Source organism: Amycolatopsis echigonensis, assembly GCF_002846615.1.
GTDB lineage: Bacteria > Actinomycetota > Actinomycetes > Mycobacteriales > Pseudonocardiaceae > Amycolatopsis > Amycolatopsis echigonensis.
The window spans coordinates 2134293-2146536 of sequence record NZ_PJMY01000003.1; the positions used below are offsets into that span (position 1 = coordinate 2134293).

The window sequence follows — 12244 nt, forward strand, 5'->3', positions numbered from 1 at the left end:
CGAGGCTCCCCGTCCGCCCATCACCGCTCACCCCCGTCCCACCGCGATGGATAGCACCGCACCGGCGTCCCGGCTCGAACCTGCTCGGTCGGCGGTTTGCCGTGCACGAGCACCAGAGCCGGGTTCAGGCGGCGCAGCATTTCCGCGTAGCCGTCGGCGAAGAGGGCGCGGGCGACCGGGTCGCGCCACACCCCCACCGTGGACACCGCGACCACCGACCCGGCCGGGATTCCCGCGAACGCGAACAGATACGAGTCCGGGGTGGACCAGCTGACGGTCGGGACGACGTCGATGCCGTGGTGGCGCAGCCAGGCTCCGCACCAGCGTGCGCGGTAGACCTGCCACAGCTGCATCGCCAGCGGCATGTCCCGGTACAGGCTGAAATCCGGGGTCAGCGCCGCCCCGACCGCGGCGCAGCGGGACAGGCCGCGTTCCGGTTTGGACCACACGACCTCGAACCGGTAGTCGTCCAGGAAGAAATGCACCGCGGCCGTCCCGGACCCGGCCGCGGCCGCCGCAGCGGCGCGGCGGTCGGTGTAGGGCACCAGCCGAGCAGGTTCGAACGAGGCGCGGGGCAGGGTCGGGATGCCCCAGTCGTTGTCGGACGGGAACAGCGCGCGGCAGTTGAGCTTGTCCCAGTTGCCGGGCATGCTCGCCCAGCGGTGGCTCGACCGGGTCCCGGCCAGCCCCACCTCCGGTGCCGCGATCGGCGTGTCGGCGGCGAGGACATCGGCGTCGGTCATCAGGCAGCCTCTCTTCGGGTCGTTGCGGGCTGGCGCCCGGCGGGGCGGACGATGTCGGGCGGGTCGAGCGCGTCGGGTCCGGCGGCGGCGCGGTAGCGGGCGGCGAGCGCGTCCACCTCGCCGCGTTCGTCCAGCCGCGCCGCGATCCCGGCCGGGTCGGCGTGGTCGGCCGCCTGCAGCAGCCGCCGGGCGTAGCGGACGGCGGCGCGACGGTAGGCGTGCTCGAGCACGGCGGCCTTGAACCGCGGCCCGTGCACCGCGCCGGCCGCGTTCCCGTAGAGGTCGGCCAGCTCGCGCGAGAGCCAGGTGGCGCGGTGCTCGCCACGGGCCTGACCGGTCCGGACGGCCTGGTCGAACAGCAGCGCCGGACCCGGCGGCTGCCCCTCGGCCATGACCTGCATCGCCAGGTGCGCGACGTGCGCGGCCATCGGGCGGGCGAAGTCGCCGGGGCGCATCCCGGCCATCAGCGCCCGCGCCCCGGGCAGGTCCGACCACAGGACCGAGCCGAGGAACTGGTTTTCCGCGTCAAACGGACCAGGACTGTCCATCGGGTTCTCCCTTTCGCTGCAGGGGTTTACTGGCGGGGACGGTGCTGTCGGCAGGCGTGGCAGCAGCGCTGCCGCATCCGGTTGCGCGCGCCGCACGAACGGCACGCCCACCGCCGCCGCGACGGGCGGCCGGGCGCAGCCGGGGCGAATCGAGTGGTCACGGAGCTTCCTCCAGGAAAGAGTGGGGTCGCCGGGTCAGTGCTGGAACCCGCCGCGGGTGTCGGCGACCGCGCGACTGGCGTGGGGCGCGTCCGCGTGCGTTCGCCACACCAGCGCGGGGAATGCGCCGGGCGCGGCCGGGTCCACGACGCTGACCGCAGGGTCGTCCTCGGTCGCGGCGCGGGCGTCGGCGAACCAGCGCTCCCGGAACGCCGGGAGGTCGGCCGTAGTCGGGTACGGGCCGCCCTCGGACTCGGCGGCGTCCTGGATCAAGGCGAGCGCGGCGGCCGGGTCGGCGGTGCCGGCGGCATACCAGGCGTCGACGAGTTCGTCGTAGAACGCGTGCGGCACGTCCAGGCCGGTGCACGCGGCGAAGTCGGTGGCGGCCAGGTCGAGCGCGCCGGGGGTGTGCGTGACGGTCAAGAGGTTCCTCCTCGGGCAGCAGCGAACCACGCCAATCAGTCACTGTGAGTGAGCGATCGGCGGGGTTCGCGGAGTTGTGCGGGCGGACCGGGACGGGCCCGGGCCGAGTGAGTCGGGAGTGAGTCGGCGAGTGAGTTCGCCGGATCGGAGTGAGCTGGCTCATTTTGCGAGTGAGTCGGCTGTGACCTGCGGAAGTGAATCGAAGTGAGCCGAGTGAGCCGAGTGAGCCGGCCTGCCCGCGCCGCTCGCAGCCCCGGTTTTCGGGGTCTGCGAGCGGCGCGGGCCGACCTCACTCGTCGGACACGGCGTCGCGCCGGGCGAGGGCCTCGGCAACCTTCGCCGGATCGACCGGGAACCTACGCTGTGTAGTCGGAACCGTGTAGCCGTGCTTGGCCAGCGCCTCGGTCACGTCCTTGATCTGCCAGTTCTGGTAGGCGTTCCAGCGGGTGGCCAGGGCCGCGGCGATCGCCCCGGCCCGGGGGTGCTGCTCGTCCTCGCGCACGGCCACGTCCCGGGTGACCGCGAGGATGTCGGCGAGCACGTCGCGGTCCTCGGCCGCCGCCAGCGCCGCCGGGGCGGTGCCGCCGCCGCGCAGCTCCAGCGCCCGGTCGACCAGGACCTGTTTCTGCTCGTCGGTGAGGTAGTAGGAACGGATCGCGCCGGGCTCGTCGGTGAACCCGATGCAGATCAGCGTGCCGGTGTCGTTCAGCGCGGTCTTGGTCTTCGGCTTCAGGTCCAGGGCGGAAATCCCGTTCTCGTAAGCCTTTTCCCCGAGCACGACGTTGTTGCGGGTCTTGTCGCCAATCGCCCCGCACGCCTTGTTCGTGGTGACCGCGACCAGGTCGCGCGGCAGCGACTGGTCCGAGGGCAGCGGGGTCGCGAACACGACGTTGATCGCGTACTTGCGGGCCGCGCTGTAGAAGTTGACCAGCAGGTTCACCACCCGCCGGCGTTCCTCCGGGGTGTCCTGGCGGAAGAACGCCTGGCATTCGTCGATCACCACGATCCGGGGCCGCAGGCCCGGCTCCTTCGCCGCGACCTCCCGGTTCACGCTGGCGATGCCGTGTTTCTTCAGCAGGTTCCCGCGGGTCGCCAGTTCCGCGTACAGCCCTTCCATGTGTTCCAGGCACGCCTGCACGTTCTCCGTGGTGCCGCCCTCGGAGAACGTGTTCAGGACGGGTTTGAGCTGGTCGTAGTCGTTGTTCTGGGCGAACACGAAGACGTCGATGTCCACCAGCGGATCCAGGATCGCCCCGTAGAGCAGGTCGAGGATCATGGTGGTCTTGCCCGACCCCATCGTCCCGGAGAACACGAAGTTGCGTTCGAACACCGGCGTGACGACGGGGTTCCCGCGCGGGGTGACCCCGATCGGGAACCCGGTCCAGTAGTCGGTGGTCCCGCCGCTCAGCAGCGGGTGCGGGTCCACCGGTTCCCGCAGGACCCCGGGGTTGAGCCGGAACAGGTCCAGCACGGTCGGGTCCTGCTCGGCGGCTTCCAGGAACAGCTCCGGACCGCGGCAACCCAGGTTGTGCGCCAGCACGTTGTGGGCCTTGCGGACCGCGGGCACGTCGACGCCGAGCGGCAGCCGGATCTGCACGTGGTAGCCCTTGGGCGTGGCGATCGGCGGCTGCACCCAGGCGTTGTCGGTGTCGCGGTTGGGCCAGCCCTCCTTGATGTAGCCCTTCAGCTGCGTGTTGCCGATGTTGGCCAGCGCCTGGGTCAGCGCGCCCTCGGTCAGCTCCCGCTCTTGGGTGGAGCTGGCCTGTTTGCGCAGGTGGACAGGCAGAACCTGCTCGCCTAGCCGGTTGCCGTCGCGCCAGTAGCGCGACAGCTTCACCACCGCCCACGCGGCCGGGAACGCCCACCACAACGTCACCGCCAGCACGGCAGCGTCGTAGACCGCGGTCAGCGCGCCGCGCCACACCGCGAGCGCGTCGTTGGCGTTCCACACGCCCAGCCAGTGCCCGAACCCGTTGATCCCGCCCGCGACCACCGAGACGACGAACAGCGTCCCGAGCGCCGCGGCTGTTTTCCAGGCCACTGACCAGGCAAGTTCGGCCCATTTGCGGGCGGTGTCCACGCGGACGTGGCGGCCCTCGTTGAGCTGCCGGGTCAGGGCCTCGACCTGCGCAGTGTCTCCCTTCTCCTTCGCGGTCGCGCGGGCGACCTTGAGGTCGGTGTGGTCGGTGTCAGCGCGGCGGCGCTGACGGGCGGATTCCATGCCCTTGCCGATGATCCGCCCGTGCCGGGCCACAAAACGCCTGGTCCGGCCCAGTGCGCGGCGGCCGTGCAGGCCACCCTTGCGCAGCCGGGTCCCGGTGGCGTGGCTCAGCTCGATCGTGCGTTCGGCCAGCCGGGCGCGGACCTGGTCCGAGGGACCGGACAGGACCCGGCCGGTGCCGTGCAGCACGCGGGTGCCCCAGGTCTGGCGGGGCTCGGACACGGTCAGAGCAGCTTCGGTGTGGTCGAGCACTTCGCCCTCGACCGTGGTCCCCGGGGCGGTGGCCACAGTGCCCTCGGGGCGGCGGAACGGCACCACCGTGCCGGGCGTGCTGGTGTCGTTGTCGGACACTGAGGTCTCCTTTCGGACGGTCTGTTCGGGGTCGGGGCGAGGGGCCGGGAACGGGTCCCGGTCCCTCGCGGGGTCACTGCTTCGGTTTCAGGTCCTGCAGCAGGCGACGCGCGACCTCCTTCCGGCAGCGCAGCGTCTTGCGGACCGCTTCCACGCTCGCGGTCGCCGGGTCCAGGTCCCCCGCGACGACCGCTTCCTGCAGCCGGTTCCGCAGCTGCTCGTAGGTGCGGCCGGAGCGTTTCCCGGGCCGGTCCGCGTCGCCGGACCCGCTGGTCCCGGCACGTGCGGGCCGGTCCCGGACCGCTTCGGTGTTGTCGGTTCCGTCGGCGTGGTGCTCGTCCGGGTCCGGGCGGTCCGGGTCGGCGGTGGCGACCGGTCCCCGGTGCACCGGGTCCTGCCCGGCGGGCCGGGTGTCGTCGGACGGTCCGGCAGCGGCCCGGGCGAGCAGCGCGGCCAGTTCGGCGTCGATCGCGTCCGGCGGTCCGGGCACGTCCGGGTCCGGCTCGACCGCGACCAGCCGCCCCCTGCGCACCTGGTAGGTGCCGGGCGTGTAGGTCAGGCGGGCGCGGCCCTCGCCGTCGATCGCCGCCGCCGCGGTGCGCACCGCCGCCCGGGCGGCCGCCGCGGCTTTCGCGGCGGCCTTGCGCTCGACCCGAGCAGCCTGGCGCTCCGTGCGGGAGCGGGGCGGGCTGGCGATCGCGAGCTGGTGGGCGACCACGCCGGCCACGCTCACCACGGCCATCACCACGCCCGCGCCCCAGCCGCGGTCCGCGCCGTGCAGCGCGTTCGTGGCGGCCGCGACCGTCCCGAACACCCACACCCCCGCCTGCAGCCCCCACACCGGCCGGTGCGGAGTGCGGCTGCGCGAGACCAGGACCGCGATCGCGAACGCCCACATGCCCAGCTCGGTGATCAGCGGCAGCAGCCCGCCCAGCGGCGAGGCGTAGACCTGCGCGCCGTACCCGGCCATCGCCGGGGCCGCCATCGCGAACGACACCAAAGCGATCCCGTAGATCAGCAGATCCACGGTGTGCCGGGCGGCGAACGCCCGCACCGCCGCCCAGCGGGCCGCGCGGTTCTCCTTGCGCCGCAACCGGTCCTCGCGGCGCACTCGGTCCTGCTCGATGCGCAGCTCCGCGGCGGCGGCGCGGTCGGCGCGGGCCTCTTCCCCTGCCGCGCGCATCCGGGCGATCTCGTCCCCGGTCCGCGCGGCCAGGTCCAGCCGCGCCTGTTCCGCTTTCGCCGCGCGGCTCGCGCGCAGTTCTTCCTGCCAGCTCACGGGTCCTCCCTTCGGTCGTCCGGGACGGGCATGTCGGTCAGCACTTCTCGGTGCCCGGGTCGGTCCCGGGCGCGGCCAGGACCGCGGCGACGGCGGCGTAGGCGTCGGGTCGGCGGGCCGCGAGGATGGCCAGTGCACGGTTGACGTGGTGGCTGTCGGACGCGGCGCGGTCGTCGGCTGAGCAGGCGTCGGTGTAGGCGTCGACCAGCGCGGTCACCGCCTCGCGGGCGGGCCTGCCGATGTCCCGATAGGACTCGGACAGGTCGCGCATCAGCACCAGCCAGTCCGCTCGCGACCGGGTGCGCAACCTCGCCAGCTGGGCGGCCAGCTCGCGCAGCTTCGCCGCTTCGGCCGGATCGGCGGACCGGTCGGCCAGCGCGGACAGCTTCGGGCCGTGTTCGGCGGCGATGGCCTCGTACGTCTCGGGGCCGGTGCCCGCGAAGTCGACGGTGACCAGCTCGGGATTCGGGACGTTCTTGCGGGACATGGTGATTCCTCCAGTCAGGACACAGGGGCGGGCCGGTGGCGTGGTCACCGGGCGAGCACCTGCGCCAGCTGCACGATCGACACGACGATCAGCACGAGCGAGGCGACGATCGAGAGTGCGTGGATGGCGCGCATGGGCGGGCCTCCCTTCGGTGCAAGCGGAACGGGAACGCGGGGCGGGTCAGCCCTCGACGACGTGGACGCTGTCGCAGCCCGCGCCGCGCTGCAGCCAGGCCGCGTGCGTCGCGCCGCCGGTCTCGGGTGGGAGGGTGATCGTGGTGGGCGGCGGGCAGTCCGTCGGCACTGGCGGGACCGACGGCGGGCCGACCGCGGGGGCGGCGTCTCGCTGGCCCGAGAGGTAGAGCAGGACGAGCGTGACGAACGCGATGAGGCCGAGGAATATGCGGCGCACGAGCGGAATCCCCTTCCGGAGAGTGGAGCGGGGCGGCCGCGCGGGTGAACGCGCGGCCGCTCCCGCGATGCGGGCAGGGGTCAGCTGCGGGACTTGGCGGCCTTGGACTTGCCGAAGAGCACGACCGCGAGGCTGACGGCCGCGATCGCGCCGAGCGCCAGCATCGGGGTCGAGGTGTAGTGGGCGGGGTCCTTCTCGTGCAGGCTCCACGCGCCGTAGGCGAGCCAGGCGGATATGGCGAACACGATGAAAGCAGCGATCTTCATGGCAGGTTTCTCCTGTGCGGTAAGGGAAAAGCGGACGGGTGAAACAGGGCGGGCGCGACGTCAGCGAGGCTCACCGGCCCGGCCACGCCGGGCTGGTGCCGGTGACGGTGACCGTGGCCGGCCCCGGCAGCGATGCGGTGCTGCTCGGGACCGGCGGCGGGGCCGGGCGGACGATCTGCGGTGCGGTGACGCGCCAGCCGAGGAAGAACAGGAACACGGCGGCCAGCACGAGGAACACGAGCGCGCCGGACAGGATGCGCATAGGCGAGGCGGGCCTTTCGGTTGCGCGGCAACGGGAACGGGTCAGCTGCGGGCCTTGGCCTTGGCGGTGCTGGGCTTGCCGAAGAACAGCACCACGAGGCTGACCAGCGCGAGCGCGCCCAGCACCAGCATCGGCGTGACGCTGTAGTGGGCCGGGTCCTTCTCGTGCAGGCTTCCCGCGCCCCAGGCGAGCCAGGCGGACAGGGCGAACACGATCGACGCGACGAGCTTGGTCTTCATGGTTTTCCTCCAGACGGTGAAGCGGGCAGGCGAAACAGCCCGTGCGGCGGGATTGCCGCTCGGGTCGGGCGGAACGGATGCGGGTGCTGCGGGTCAGGCGGAGCGGCGGTAGGCCGCGGCCTGGCCCTGGACTTTCGCGACGTACCAGTCGGCGTGGTTGTAGGCGTAGATCGCCCGCCGCTGGTCCCCGGCCGCCAGGCCGGAATCGCAGAGGTAGTGCGCCGCCGCGGGGATCGCGTCGGCCGGGTCGTAGATGTCCGGGCCGATCCCGGGATGGCGGGCGCGGACGGCTTCGAACGTCGGGTCCAGGAACTGCATCGGGCCTTTCGCCCCGGCGAAGTTCGCACCGGAACGGACCCCCGCCGCTTTCAGGCGGCCGTGGTCGGTCTCGACCTTGCCGATCCCGGCCAGCAGCGCCCAGTCCAGGTGCGGGCAGGTGTCGGCGGCGGCGCGGTATTGCGCCAGGTAGACGCCCGGGATGTCGGCGATCCCCGGGCCGCCGGTGTCGGCGTCACCGGTGTCTTTCATGTAGCCGACGGCGATCGCGGCAACGGTGAACAACACCGCGCCGGTGCCGACTTTCCCCAGCAGGGACAATGGACACTCCGATTCCTCTCGCAGGTGTCGGGGACCTGGCCAGGCGCGCCGTTCCGGCAAGAACCCGTGCGCGCCCGGCCAGGTGGTCACTCATCGGTTGCTCTCCTGTCGTCGTTGACGGGCAATGCATTCCTCGTCGCGGGTGATGGAGTCGTGCAGGTCCCACGGGTGCTCGTCCGGTGGCCGCGGCGCGGTCACGACGCGACCTCGTCCGCACGCTCGACCGCCGTACCCGCCGGGGCCGGGTCCTGTTCGGACGGTCGTGTGCGGCGGGCCCGGGCGGCAACCGAGCAGGTTCCTGCCGCCAGCGCCCGGGCGGCGCGGCGCACCGGGGGCCAGGCCCACGCGATCCGTACCATGAGGGCGGCCGCGATCACCGGGAGCAGGAACGTCCACCCGGCCCACGCCGCGAGCCCGGCCAGCAGCCCGGCGGCGGCGGTTTCCGGCAGCCACCAGCCCAGTGCGCCGACCGCGCGGTCGGCGCGGCTGCCCTCGATCCGCGCGACCCGGGTGTCGCCGCGGGGTTCGATCTCGCTCACGCTGATCTCCTTTCAGGTAACGGGTTCCGGGGTCAGCGGACCGGCGAAGCAGGTCGTGATCCGCTTGTCCAGGCCGGTCTGCAGGCCGCGCAGCAGCCACGCGACCGCCACGAACGGCGTGCGCAGCAGCCCCAAGGCGAGGAACAGCAGCACCGACACGGCGAACGCGGCCAGCCGCCACGGACCGTGCTGCTCCAGCACGTCGAACACGCTCACGACGCGCCTCCCGGGTCCTGGTCCAGGCCCGGGATCGGCCGGAACGCCAGCTCGGCGGCGCGCAGGTCGTCGGCGATCGCTTCGGCCAGCTGTGCGGCGTAGGCGTAGCGGTCGGCGGCGAGCGTGTCCGACGGGAGCAGCCGCCCGCCCCCGGCGGGGTGCTGCTGGTCGAGTTCGCCGACGCGGTGGTACGCAGCTTTGATCGCGTCGCTCAGCCGCGACGCACGAGGTTCGGTGGTCATCGCACGTTTCCTTTCCGGGGCAACGGGTGTCGGGTCGTGGACGGTCAGGCGAAGCGGAAGCCGTTCTCGTCGCCCCAGGCGTGCAGCCAGGCGATTTTCTGGTCGTAGGTGTCGTCCCAGTCGGCGGCCGGATCGGCGTCGAACGCGCGGGCCACCCGCACGGCGACGTCCTGGCGGTGGAAGTTGCACGGGAAGAACGCGAGGCCGTCCCCGCCGTAGCGGAGCGGCGACCAGCGGCCGAAGTCGATGCGGGCGGCGCTGTCGCCGTCGGCGGTGATGACCGGAGCGATCGCGAGGTGCTGGTTGATCGGCAGGAACGGGGCGGGCAGCTCGACGGCCGTGCCGTTGCCCAGCTGCACGGTCTGGTTGATCGTGCCGAGGTCCAGGCCGCCGGGAGTCTGCTCCGTGTAGTGGCCCTGCAGCTTGATATAGGACATGACAGTTCCCTCCGGGAATTCGGTGCGATGTGGGTGCGGCTGCGCGGTGCGGTCCGGTGTGGACGGTGCGCTACGCGGCGAGCGCGGCGTGCTCTTCGGGCGTCAGCGTGGGTTCGCCGACGAGGTAGTCGTGCAGGTAGGAGTGCGGGTCGAGCCCGGCGCTGTAGAGGCAGGCTTCGCAGGTGCGGTGCGCTTTGGGCAGCTCGGCCCAGCCGGTTTCGCGGCATTCGCGGCAGGTCCGTCGCGCGGCCATCATCTTGCGGTGCGAGGCCCAGCGGGCCGGGGTCATCGGCTGCTTGGGCTTGGCCTTCTCGATCAGGTACAGGTTGGCGAACACGAGCTTCCCGGCCTTGCGGCACCGGAAGTACAGGAACGCGGCCGGGTCCTGTCCGCCGGGCCGTTTCCCCATCGCGGTCAGCTGGCGTTCGGTCGCGAGCACGCTGCGGTCGGCGGTTTTGGTGGAGAACAAGGGTTTCCCGTGCCACGTCCCGCGGGTGAAGCAGGTCTGGTCCGACCAGGGCACCGAGGCCAGCACCCACAGGAACCGGCGGCTCACCGCTCCATGCGGCCGGCGCGGCGCGAGCGCATCGCCAGCCACGTGGTGGTGAGCGAGGCCAGCACCCCGATCGCGCGGTGCGCGGCCTGGTCCAGCTCCATCAGCGCGGTGCCGGGCCCGGACTCGTCCACCACCGGCTCCCCCGCCGGGGTCTCCCGGCGCTGGATGGTCGCGTGCTCCAGGTAGCCGCTCTTGCCCAGCGCCCGCGCCGCCGTCTTCAGCGGCTCCCGCCGGTCGATGACGTAGTGCGTGACCGCGTTGACCGCCGTCCCGGCCAGCAGCGCCGCCAGCGGAACCCGGCAGCCCAGCACCCGGGTCACCGCGACCGCGGAGGCCAGCTGGCCCGCGCTGTAGCTGGCGACGTGGCGGGCGCAGTGCCGCGCGCCCTCGCGCCCGGGCTGTCCTTTCCCGACCGCGTCGGCGCTGGTCTGCAGCCACTGGTCGCAGACCGGGTGCACGTCGGCGAAGGTCGCCTGCAGCGCCGCGAACAGCGCCAGACCCCGTACCGTTCGTTCGCGCATCACGCCGCCTCCCCGGTCAGCAGGTGCCATTCGCGGTCCCAGTCGAAGAACTCCGGTTCGCGGCCCGGGGGCACCAGGTCCTCGGTCTTCTCCAGCGCCTTTTCCAGTGCCGCGCGGGAAAACGCCAGCTCGGCGTGGCCGGAGGGCGAGGTCAGCAGCACCCAGACCACGTCGTCTTCCGGGTTGATCCGCACGTCCCCCTCGCCGACCGCGGCCAGCATTCCCGAAGCGAGCAGGTCCCGGCTGAACACCCATTCGCGCTCGCCGCTGGCTCCGCAGTCCAGCACCAGCGTCACCGCCCACGGGTCGGCCTGGTCGTAGAGCAGCCGCGCCGGAACCGGGTCCACCCCGTTGAGGTACGCGGTCATCTCGGACTCCACCCAATCGTCAGCCGGGAAGAGCGCGTCGATCGATAACATGAGGGCTCCCTTCGGAAAGCCAGACGGTGATCGGTCGGGACCCGGCCGGCGGGCGGAGTTCTTGGCGGGACACACCCGCCGGCCGGGCAGCTCAGTCCCGCGGGGCGCGGGCAGACAGCAGCGCTGGCAGGCAGCCGCATTCCTGGTGCTCGTCGTGGTGGAACCCGATGCAGCGGTCGTCGGGGCAGCCGCACGCGTCGCCTCCCCACCGGCCGTCGGCGAAGTGGTTCTCCCGCGCCCACTGGGCTTCGGTGAGTTCGTAGGTGCTCAGCAAGTCGCGGGCTTCGGCGTTGAGTCGCATGTGTATCTCCGTGTGCAGGTCGGCGAAACGGGAGCGGGCGGGCTCAGGCGGCGAGCGGGAGGGAGGCCGGGCGGGATCCGGCATGACCGCGGCGCTTGCGGACCTGGCGCGAACCGAGCAGGTCGGTCACGGACGAGACGAACGACTCGGTGGCCAGCACGCACACCTCACCGGTCTGCGGATCGGTCAACGTCGTGCGCAGCCACAGCGTCAGCCGCTGCACCGACCAGCCCGCCTTGTGACGCTTGGCGATCGCGTCCACCAGCGGCTCCATGAACGCCGGGCGGACCAGCGGGCGGCCCGTCGCCAAGTCCAGGTACCGGTCCGACAGCAGGGTCGCGATCATCCAGTTGCGGCCAAAGGAACGCGGGCGGGTCGAGTTCGTGGTGCGCATTGCGGGACCCCTTTCCAGGGCGAGAAACGGGACAGGTTCAGGGATTCAGGCGGCCACCGGCGCGGACGCCAGCCGGGCGGCGTAGCGGTGGGCGGACTTCGCGGCCTGCGTCGCGGTCGGGTCCGCCGGGCTCTCGGCGGCCAGGTGCTCCAGCACCACCGCACGCCGCTCGTGCCAGGCGGCGACGATCGTCACCGGCGCGTCCGCCGCGGGGCGGCTCAGCTGCAGCTCCCCCAGCTCGCTCAGCGCGTACATCAGGCCACCTCGTCTTCCGCCTCGACCTCGGCCAGGTCCAGCAGCGCGTGCACCTGAATCGCGGACTTGCCCGCGCCCATCTGGCCGGACACGATCCAGTTCCCCAGCGCCACCACATCCGCGACCGGCGCAGCAGCCGCCTCGGCCGCCTCACGCGCAGCCAGCTCGGCATCGAACTCGTCCAGCAGGTCGGCCACGCCGGTCAGGTCCTCGATCTCCGGGCCGACCTCGACCAGCGCCTGCGGAGCGTCGAACGGACCCGCCAGAAGCTCGGTCAAGTCCAGGTCTTCGTCCGTCCCGTCGAACCGAAACTCCAGCTCGCGACGGGCGGGAGGTGCTTGCTTCATGGGTGGTATTTCCTCTCGGTCTTGCGTTGCG

Annotated in this window: 22 protein-coding genes; all 22 read right to left on the reverse strand. The window is 72.4% G+C overall.

The features are described from left to right. Window positions 1-20: 20 nt before the first annotated feature. Window positions 21-743: a DUF4417 domain-containing protein gene (locus ATK30_RS14660; RefSeq protein ID WP_101436062.1), complete on the reverse strand. Its 723-nt coding sequence runs from the start codon at window positions 741-743 to the stop codon at window positions 21-23. Further along, the gene (locus tag ATK30_RS14665) at window positions 743-1291 is read right to left on the reverse strand and encodes a hypothetical protein (protein ID WP_101436063.1); all 549 of its coding nucleotides are present in this window, start codon (window positions 1289-1291) and stop codon (window positions 743-745) included. Before ATK30_RS14665 ends, ATK30_RS14660 begins: the two co-directional genes overlap by 1 nt. Before the next feature lie 195 nt (window positions 1292-1486). Further along, a complete protein-coding gene (locus tag ATK30_RS14670) occupies window positions 1487-1873 on the reverse strand; it encodes a hypothetical protein (protein WP_101436064.1) in 387 nt (128 codons plus the stop codon). A 289-nt stretch (window positions 1874-2162) separates the two neighbouring features. Then, window positions 2163-4445 carry an FUSC family protein gene (locus ATK30_RS14675; RefSeq protein ID WP_101436065.1) on the reverse strand — a complete coding sequence of 761 codons (2283 nt, stop codon included), beginning with the start codon at window positions 4443-4445 and terminating at the stop codon, window positions 2163-2165. A gap of 73 nt (window positions 4446-4518) precedes the next feature. Next, window positions 4519-5724 (reverse strand): hypothetical protein, encoded by a 1206-nt coding sequence (locus ATK30_RS14680; RefSeq protein ID WP_101436066.1) that lies wholly within the window; start codon window positions 5722-5724, stop codon window positions 4519-4521. A gap of 37 nt (window positions 5725-5761) precedes the next feature. Continuing rightward, window positions 5762-6211: a hypothetical protein gene (locus ATK30_RS14685; RefSeq protein ID WP_101436067.1), complete on the reverse strand. Its 450-nt coding sequence runs from the start codon at window positions 6209-6211 to the stop codon at window positions 5762-5764. 180 nt (window positions 6212-6391) lie between these two features. After that, window positions 6392-6622: a hypothetical protein gene (locus tag ATK30_RS14690; protein WP_101436068.1), complete on the reverse strand. Its 231-nt coding sequence runs from the start codon at window positions 6620-6622 to the stop codon at window positions 6392-6394. Window positions 6623-6702: 80 nt separating this feature from the next. Continuing rightward, on the reverse strand, window positions 6703-6888 hold the full coding sequence (locus ATK30_RS14695) for a hypothetical protein (RefSeq protein ID WP_101436069.1): 186 nt from the start codon (window positions 6886-6888) through the stop codon (window positions 6703-6705). A 70-nt stretch (window positions 6889-6958) separates the two neighbouring features. Next, window positions 6959-7150, reverse strand: coding sequence for a hypothetical protein (locus ATK30_RS14700; protein ID WP_101436070.1), 192 nt, complete (start codon window positions 7148-7150; stop codon window positions 6959-6961). A gap of 41 nt (window positions 7151-7191) precedes the next feature. Then, a complete protein-coding gene (locus tag ATK30_RS14705; protein WP_101436071.1) occupies window positions 7192-7389 on the reverse strand; it encodes a hypothetical protein in 198 nt (65 codons plus the stop codon). A gap of 93 nt (window positions 7390-7482) precedes the next feature. Then, complete coding sequence (locus ATK30_RS47100; RefSeq protein WP_341867347.1) at window positions 7483-8076, reverse strand: transglycosylase SLT domain-containing protein; 594 nt, start codon at window positions 8074-8076, stop codon at window positions 7483-7485. A 104-nt stretch (window positions 8077-8180) separates the two neighbouring features. After that, on the reverse strand, window positions 8181-8525 hold the full coding sequence (locus tag ATK30_RS14715; protein ID WP_101436072.1) for a hypothetical protein: 345 nt from the start codon (window positions 8523-8525) through the stop codon (window positions 8181-8183). A gap of 12 nt (window positions 8526-8537) precedes the next feature. Beyond that, the gene (locus ATK30_RS14720) at window positions 8538-8741 is read right to left on the reverse strand and encodes a hypothetical protein (RefSeq protein ID WP_101436073.1); all 204 of its coding nucleotides are present in this window, start codon (window positions 8739-8741) and stop codon (window positions 8538-8540) included. After that, entirely contained in the window at window positions 8738-8983 is a 246-nt protein-coding gene (locus tag ATK30_RS14725; protein ID WP_101436074.1) for a hypothetical protein, read from the reverse strand. The genes ATK30_RS14720 and ATK30_RS14725 overlap by 4 nt, the downstream gene beginning before the upstream one ends. A gap of 44 nt (window positions 8984-9027) precedes the next feature. Next, window positions 9028-9420 (reverse strand): hypothetical protein, encoded by a 393-nt coding sequence (locus ATK30_RS14730; RefSeq protein ID WP_101436075.1) that lies wholly within the window; start codon window positions 9418-9420, stop codon window positions 9028-9030. Window positions 9421-9490: 70 nt separating this feature from the next. Continuing rightward, window positions 9491-9976, reverse strand: coding sequence for an RRQRL motif-containing zinc-binding protein (locus ATK30_RS14735; protein WP_101436076.1), 486 nt, complete (start codon window positions 9974-9976; stop codon window positions 9491-9493). After that, a complete protein-coding gene (locus ATK30_RS14740) occupies window positions 9973-10497 on the reverse strand; it encodes a hypothetical protein (RefSeq protein ID WP_101436077.1) in 525 nt (174 codons plus the stop codon). The genes ATK30_RS14735 and ATK30_RS14740 overlap by 4 nt, the downstream gene beginning before the upstream one ends. Continuing rightward, window positions 10497-10916 (reverse strand): SsgA family sporulation/cell division regulator, encoded by a 420-nt coding sequence (locus tag ATK30_RS14745; protein ID WP_167441912.1) that lies wholly within the window; start codon window positions 10914-10916, stop codon window positions 10497-10499. Before ATK30_RS14745 ends, ATK30_RS14740 begins: the two co-directional genes overlap by 1 nt. A 91-nt stretch (window positions 10917-11007) precedes the next feature. Beyond that, complete coding sequence (locus ATK30_RS14750) at window positions 11008-11217, reverse strand: hypothetical protein (protein WP_101436078.1); 210 nt, start codon at window positions 11215-11217, stop codon at window positions 11008-11010. A gap of 43 nt (window positions 11218-11260) precedes the next feature. After that, on the reverse strand, window positions 11261-11611 hold the full coding sequence (locus ATK30_RS14755; RefSeq protein ID WP_101436079.1) for a hypothetical protein: 351 nt from the start codon (window positions 11609-11611) through the stop codon (window positions 11261-11263). A 45-nt stretch (window positions 11612-11656) separates the two neighbouring features. Beyond that, window positions 11657-11866 carry a hypothetical protein gene (locus ATK30_RS14760; RefSeq protein WP_101436080.1) on the reverse strand — a complete coding sequence of 70 codons (210 nt, stop codon included), beginning with the start codon at window positions 11864-11866 and terminating at the stop codon, window positions 11657-11659. Further along, entirely contained in the window at window positions 11866-12213 is a 348-nt protein-coding gene (locus tag ATK30_RS14765) for a hypothetical protein (protein WP_101436081.1), read from the reverse strand. Before ATK30_RS14765 ends, ATK30_RS14760 begins: the two co-directional genes overlap by 1 nt. Between the last annotated feature and the right edge of the window lie 31 nt (window positions 12214-12244).

Coding starts and splice junctions, on each gene's coding strand:
- ATK30_RS14660 (WP_101436062.1), bottom strand. CDS start 743: ATGACCGACGCCGATGTCCTCGCCGCCGACACGCCGATCGCGGCACCG.
- ATK30_RS14665 (WP_101436063.1), bottom strand. CDS start 1,291: ATGGACAGTCCTGGTCCGTTTGACGCGGAAAACCAGTTCCTCGGCTCG.
- ATK30_RS14685 (WP_101436067.1), bottom strand. CDS start 6,211: ATGTCCCGCAAGAACGTCCCGAATCCCGAGCTGGTCACCGTCGACTTC.
- ATK30_RS14695 (WP_101436069.1), bottom strand. CDS start 6,888: ATGAAGATCGCTGCTTTCATCGTGTTCGCCATATCCGCCTGGCTCGCC.
- ATK30_RS14700 (WP_101436070.1), bottom strand. CDS start 7,150: ATGCGCATCCTGTCCGGCGCGCTCGTGTTCCTCGTGCTGGCCGCCGTG.
- ATK30_RS14705 (WP_101436071.1), bottom strand. CDS start 7,389: ATGAAGACCAAGCTCGTCGCGTCGATCGTGTTCGCCCTGTCCGCCTGG.
- ATK30_RS14725 (WP_101436074.1), bottom strand. CDS start 8,983: ATGACCACCGAACCTCGTGCGTCGCGGCTGAGCGACGCGATCAAAGCT.
- ATK30_RS14730 (WP_101436075.1), bottom strand. CDS start 9,420: ATGTCCTATATCAAGCTGCAGGGCCACTACACGGAGCAGACTCCCGGC.
- ATK30_RS14740 (WP_101436077.1), bottom strand. CDS start 10,497: ATGCGCGAACGAACGGTACGGGGTCTGGCGCTGTTCGCGGCGCTGCAG.
- ATK30_RS14745 (WP_167441912.1), bottom strand. CDS start 10,916: ATGTTATCGATCGACGCGCTCTTCCCGGCTGACGATTGGGTGGAGTCC.
- ATK30_RS14750 (WP_101436078.1), bottom strand. CDS start 11,217: ATGCGACTCAACGCCGAAGCCCGCGACTTGCTGAGCACCTACGAACTC.
- ATK30_RS14755 (WP_101436079.1), bottom strand. CDS start 11,611: ATGCGCACCACGAACTCGACCCGCCCGCGTTCCTTTGGCCGCAACTGG.
- ATK30_RS14760 (WP_101436080.1), bottom strand. CDS start 11,866: ATGTACGCGCTGAGCGAGCTGGGGGAGCTGCAGCTGAGCCGCCCCGCG.
- ATK30_RS14765 (WP_101436081.1), bottom strand. CDS start 12,213: ATGAAGCAAGCACCTCCCGCCCGTCGCGAGCTGGAGTTTCGGTTCGAC.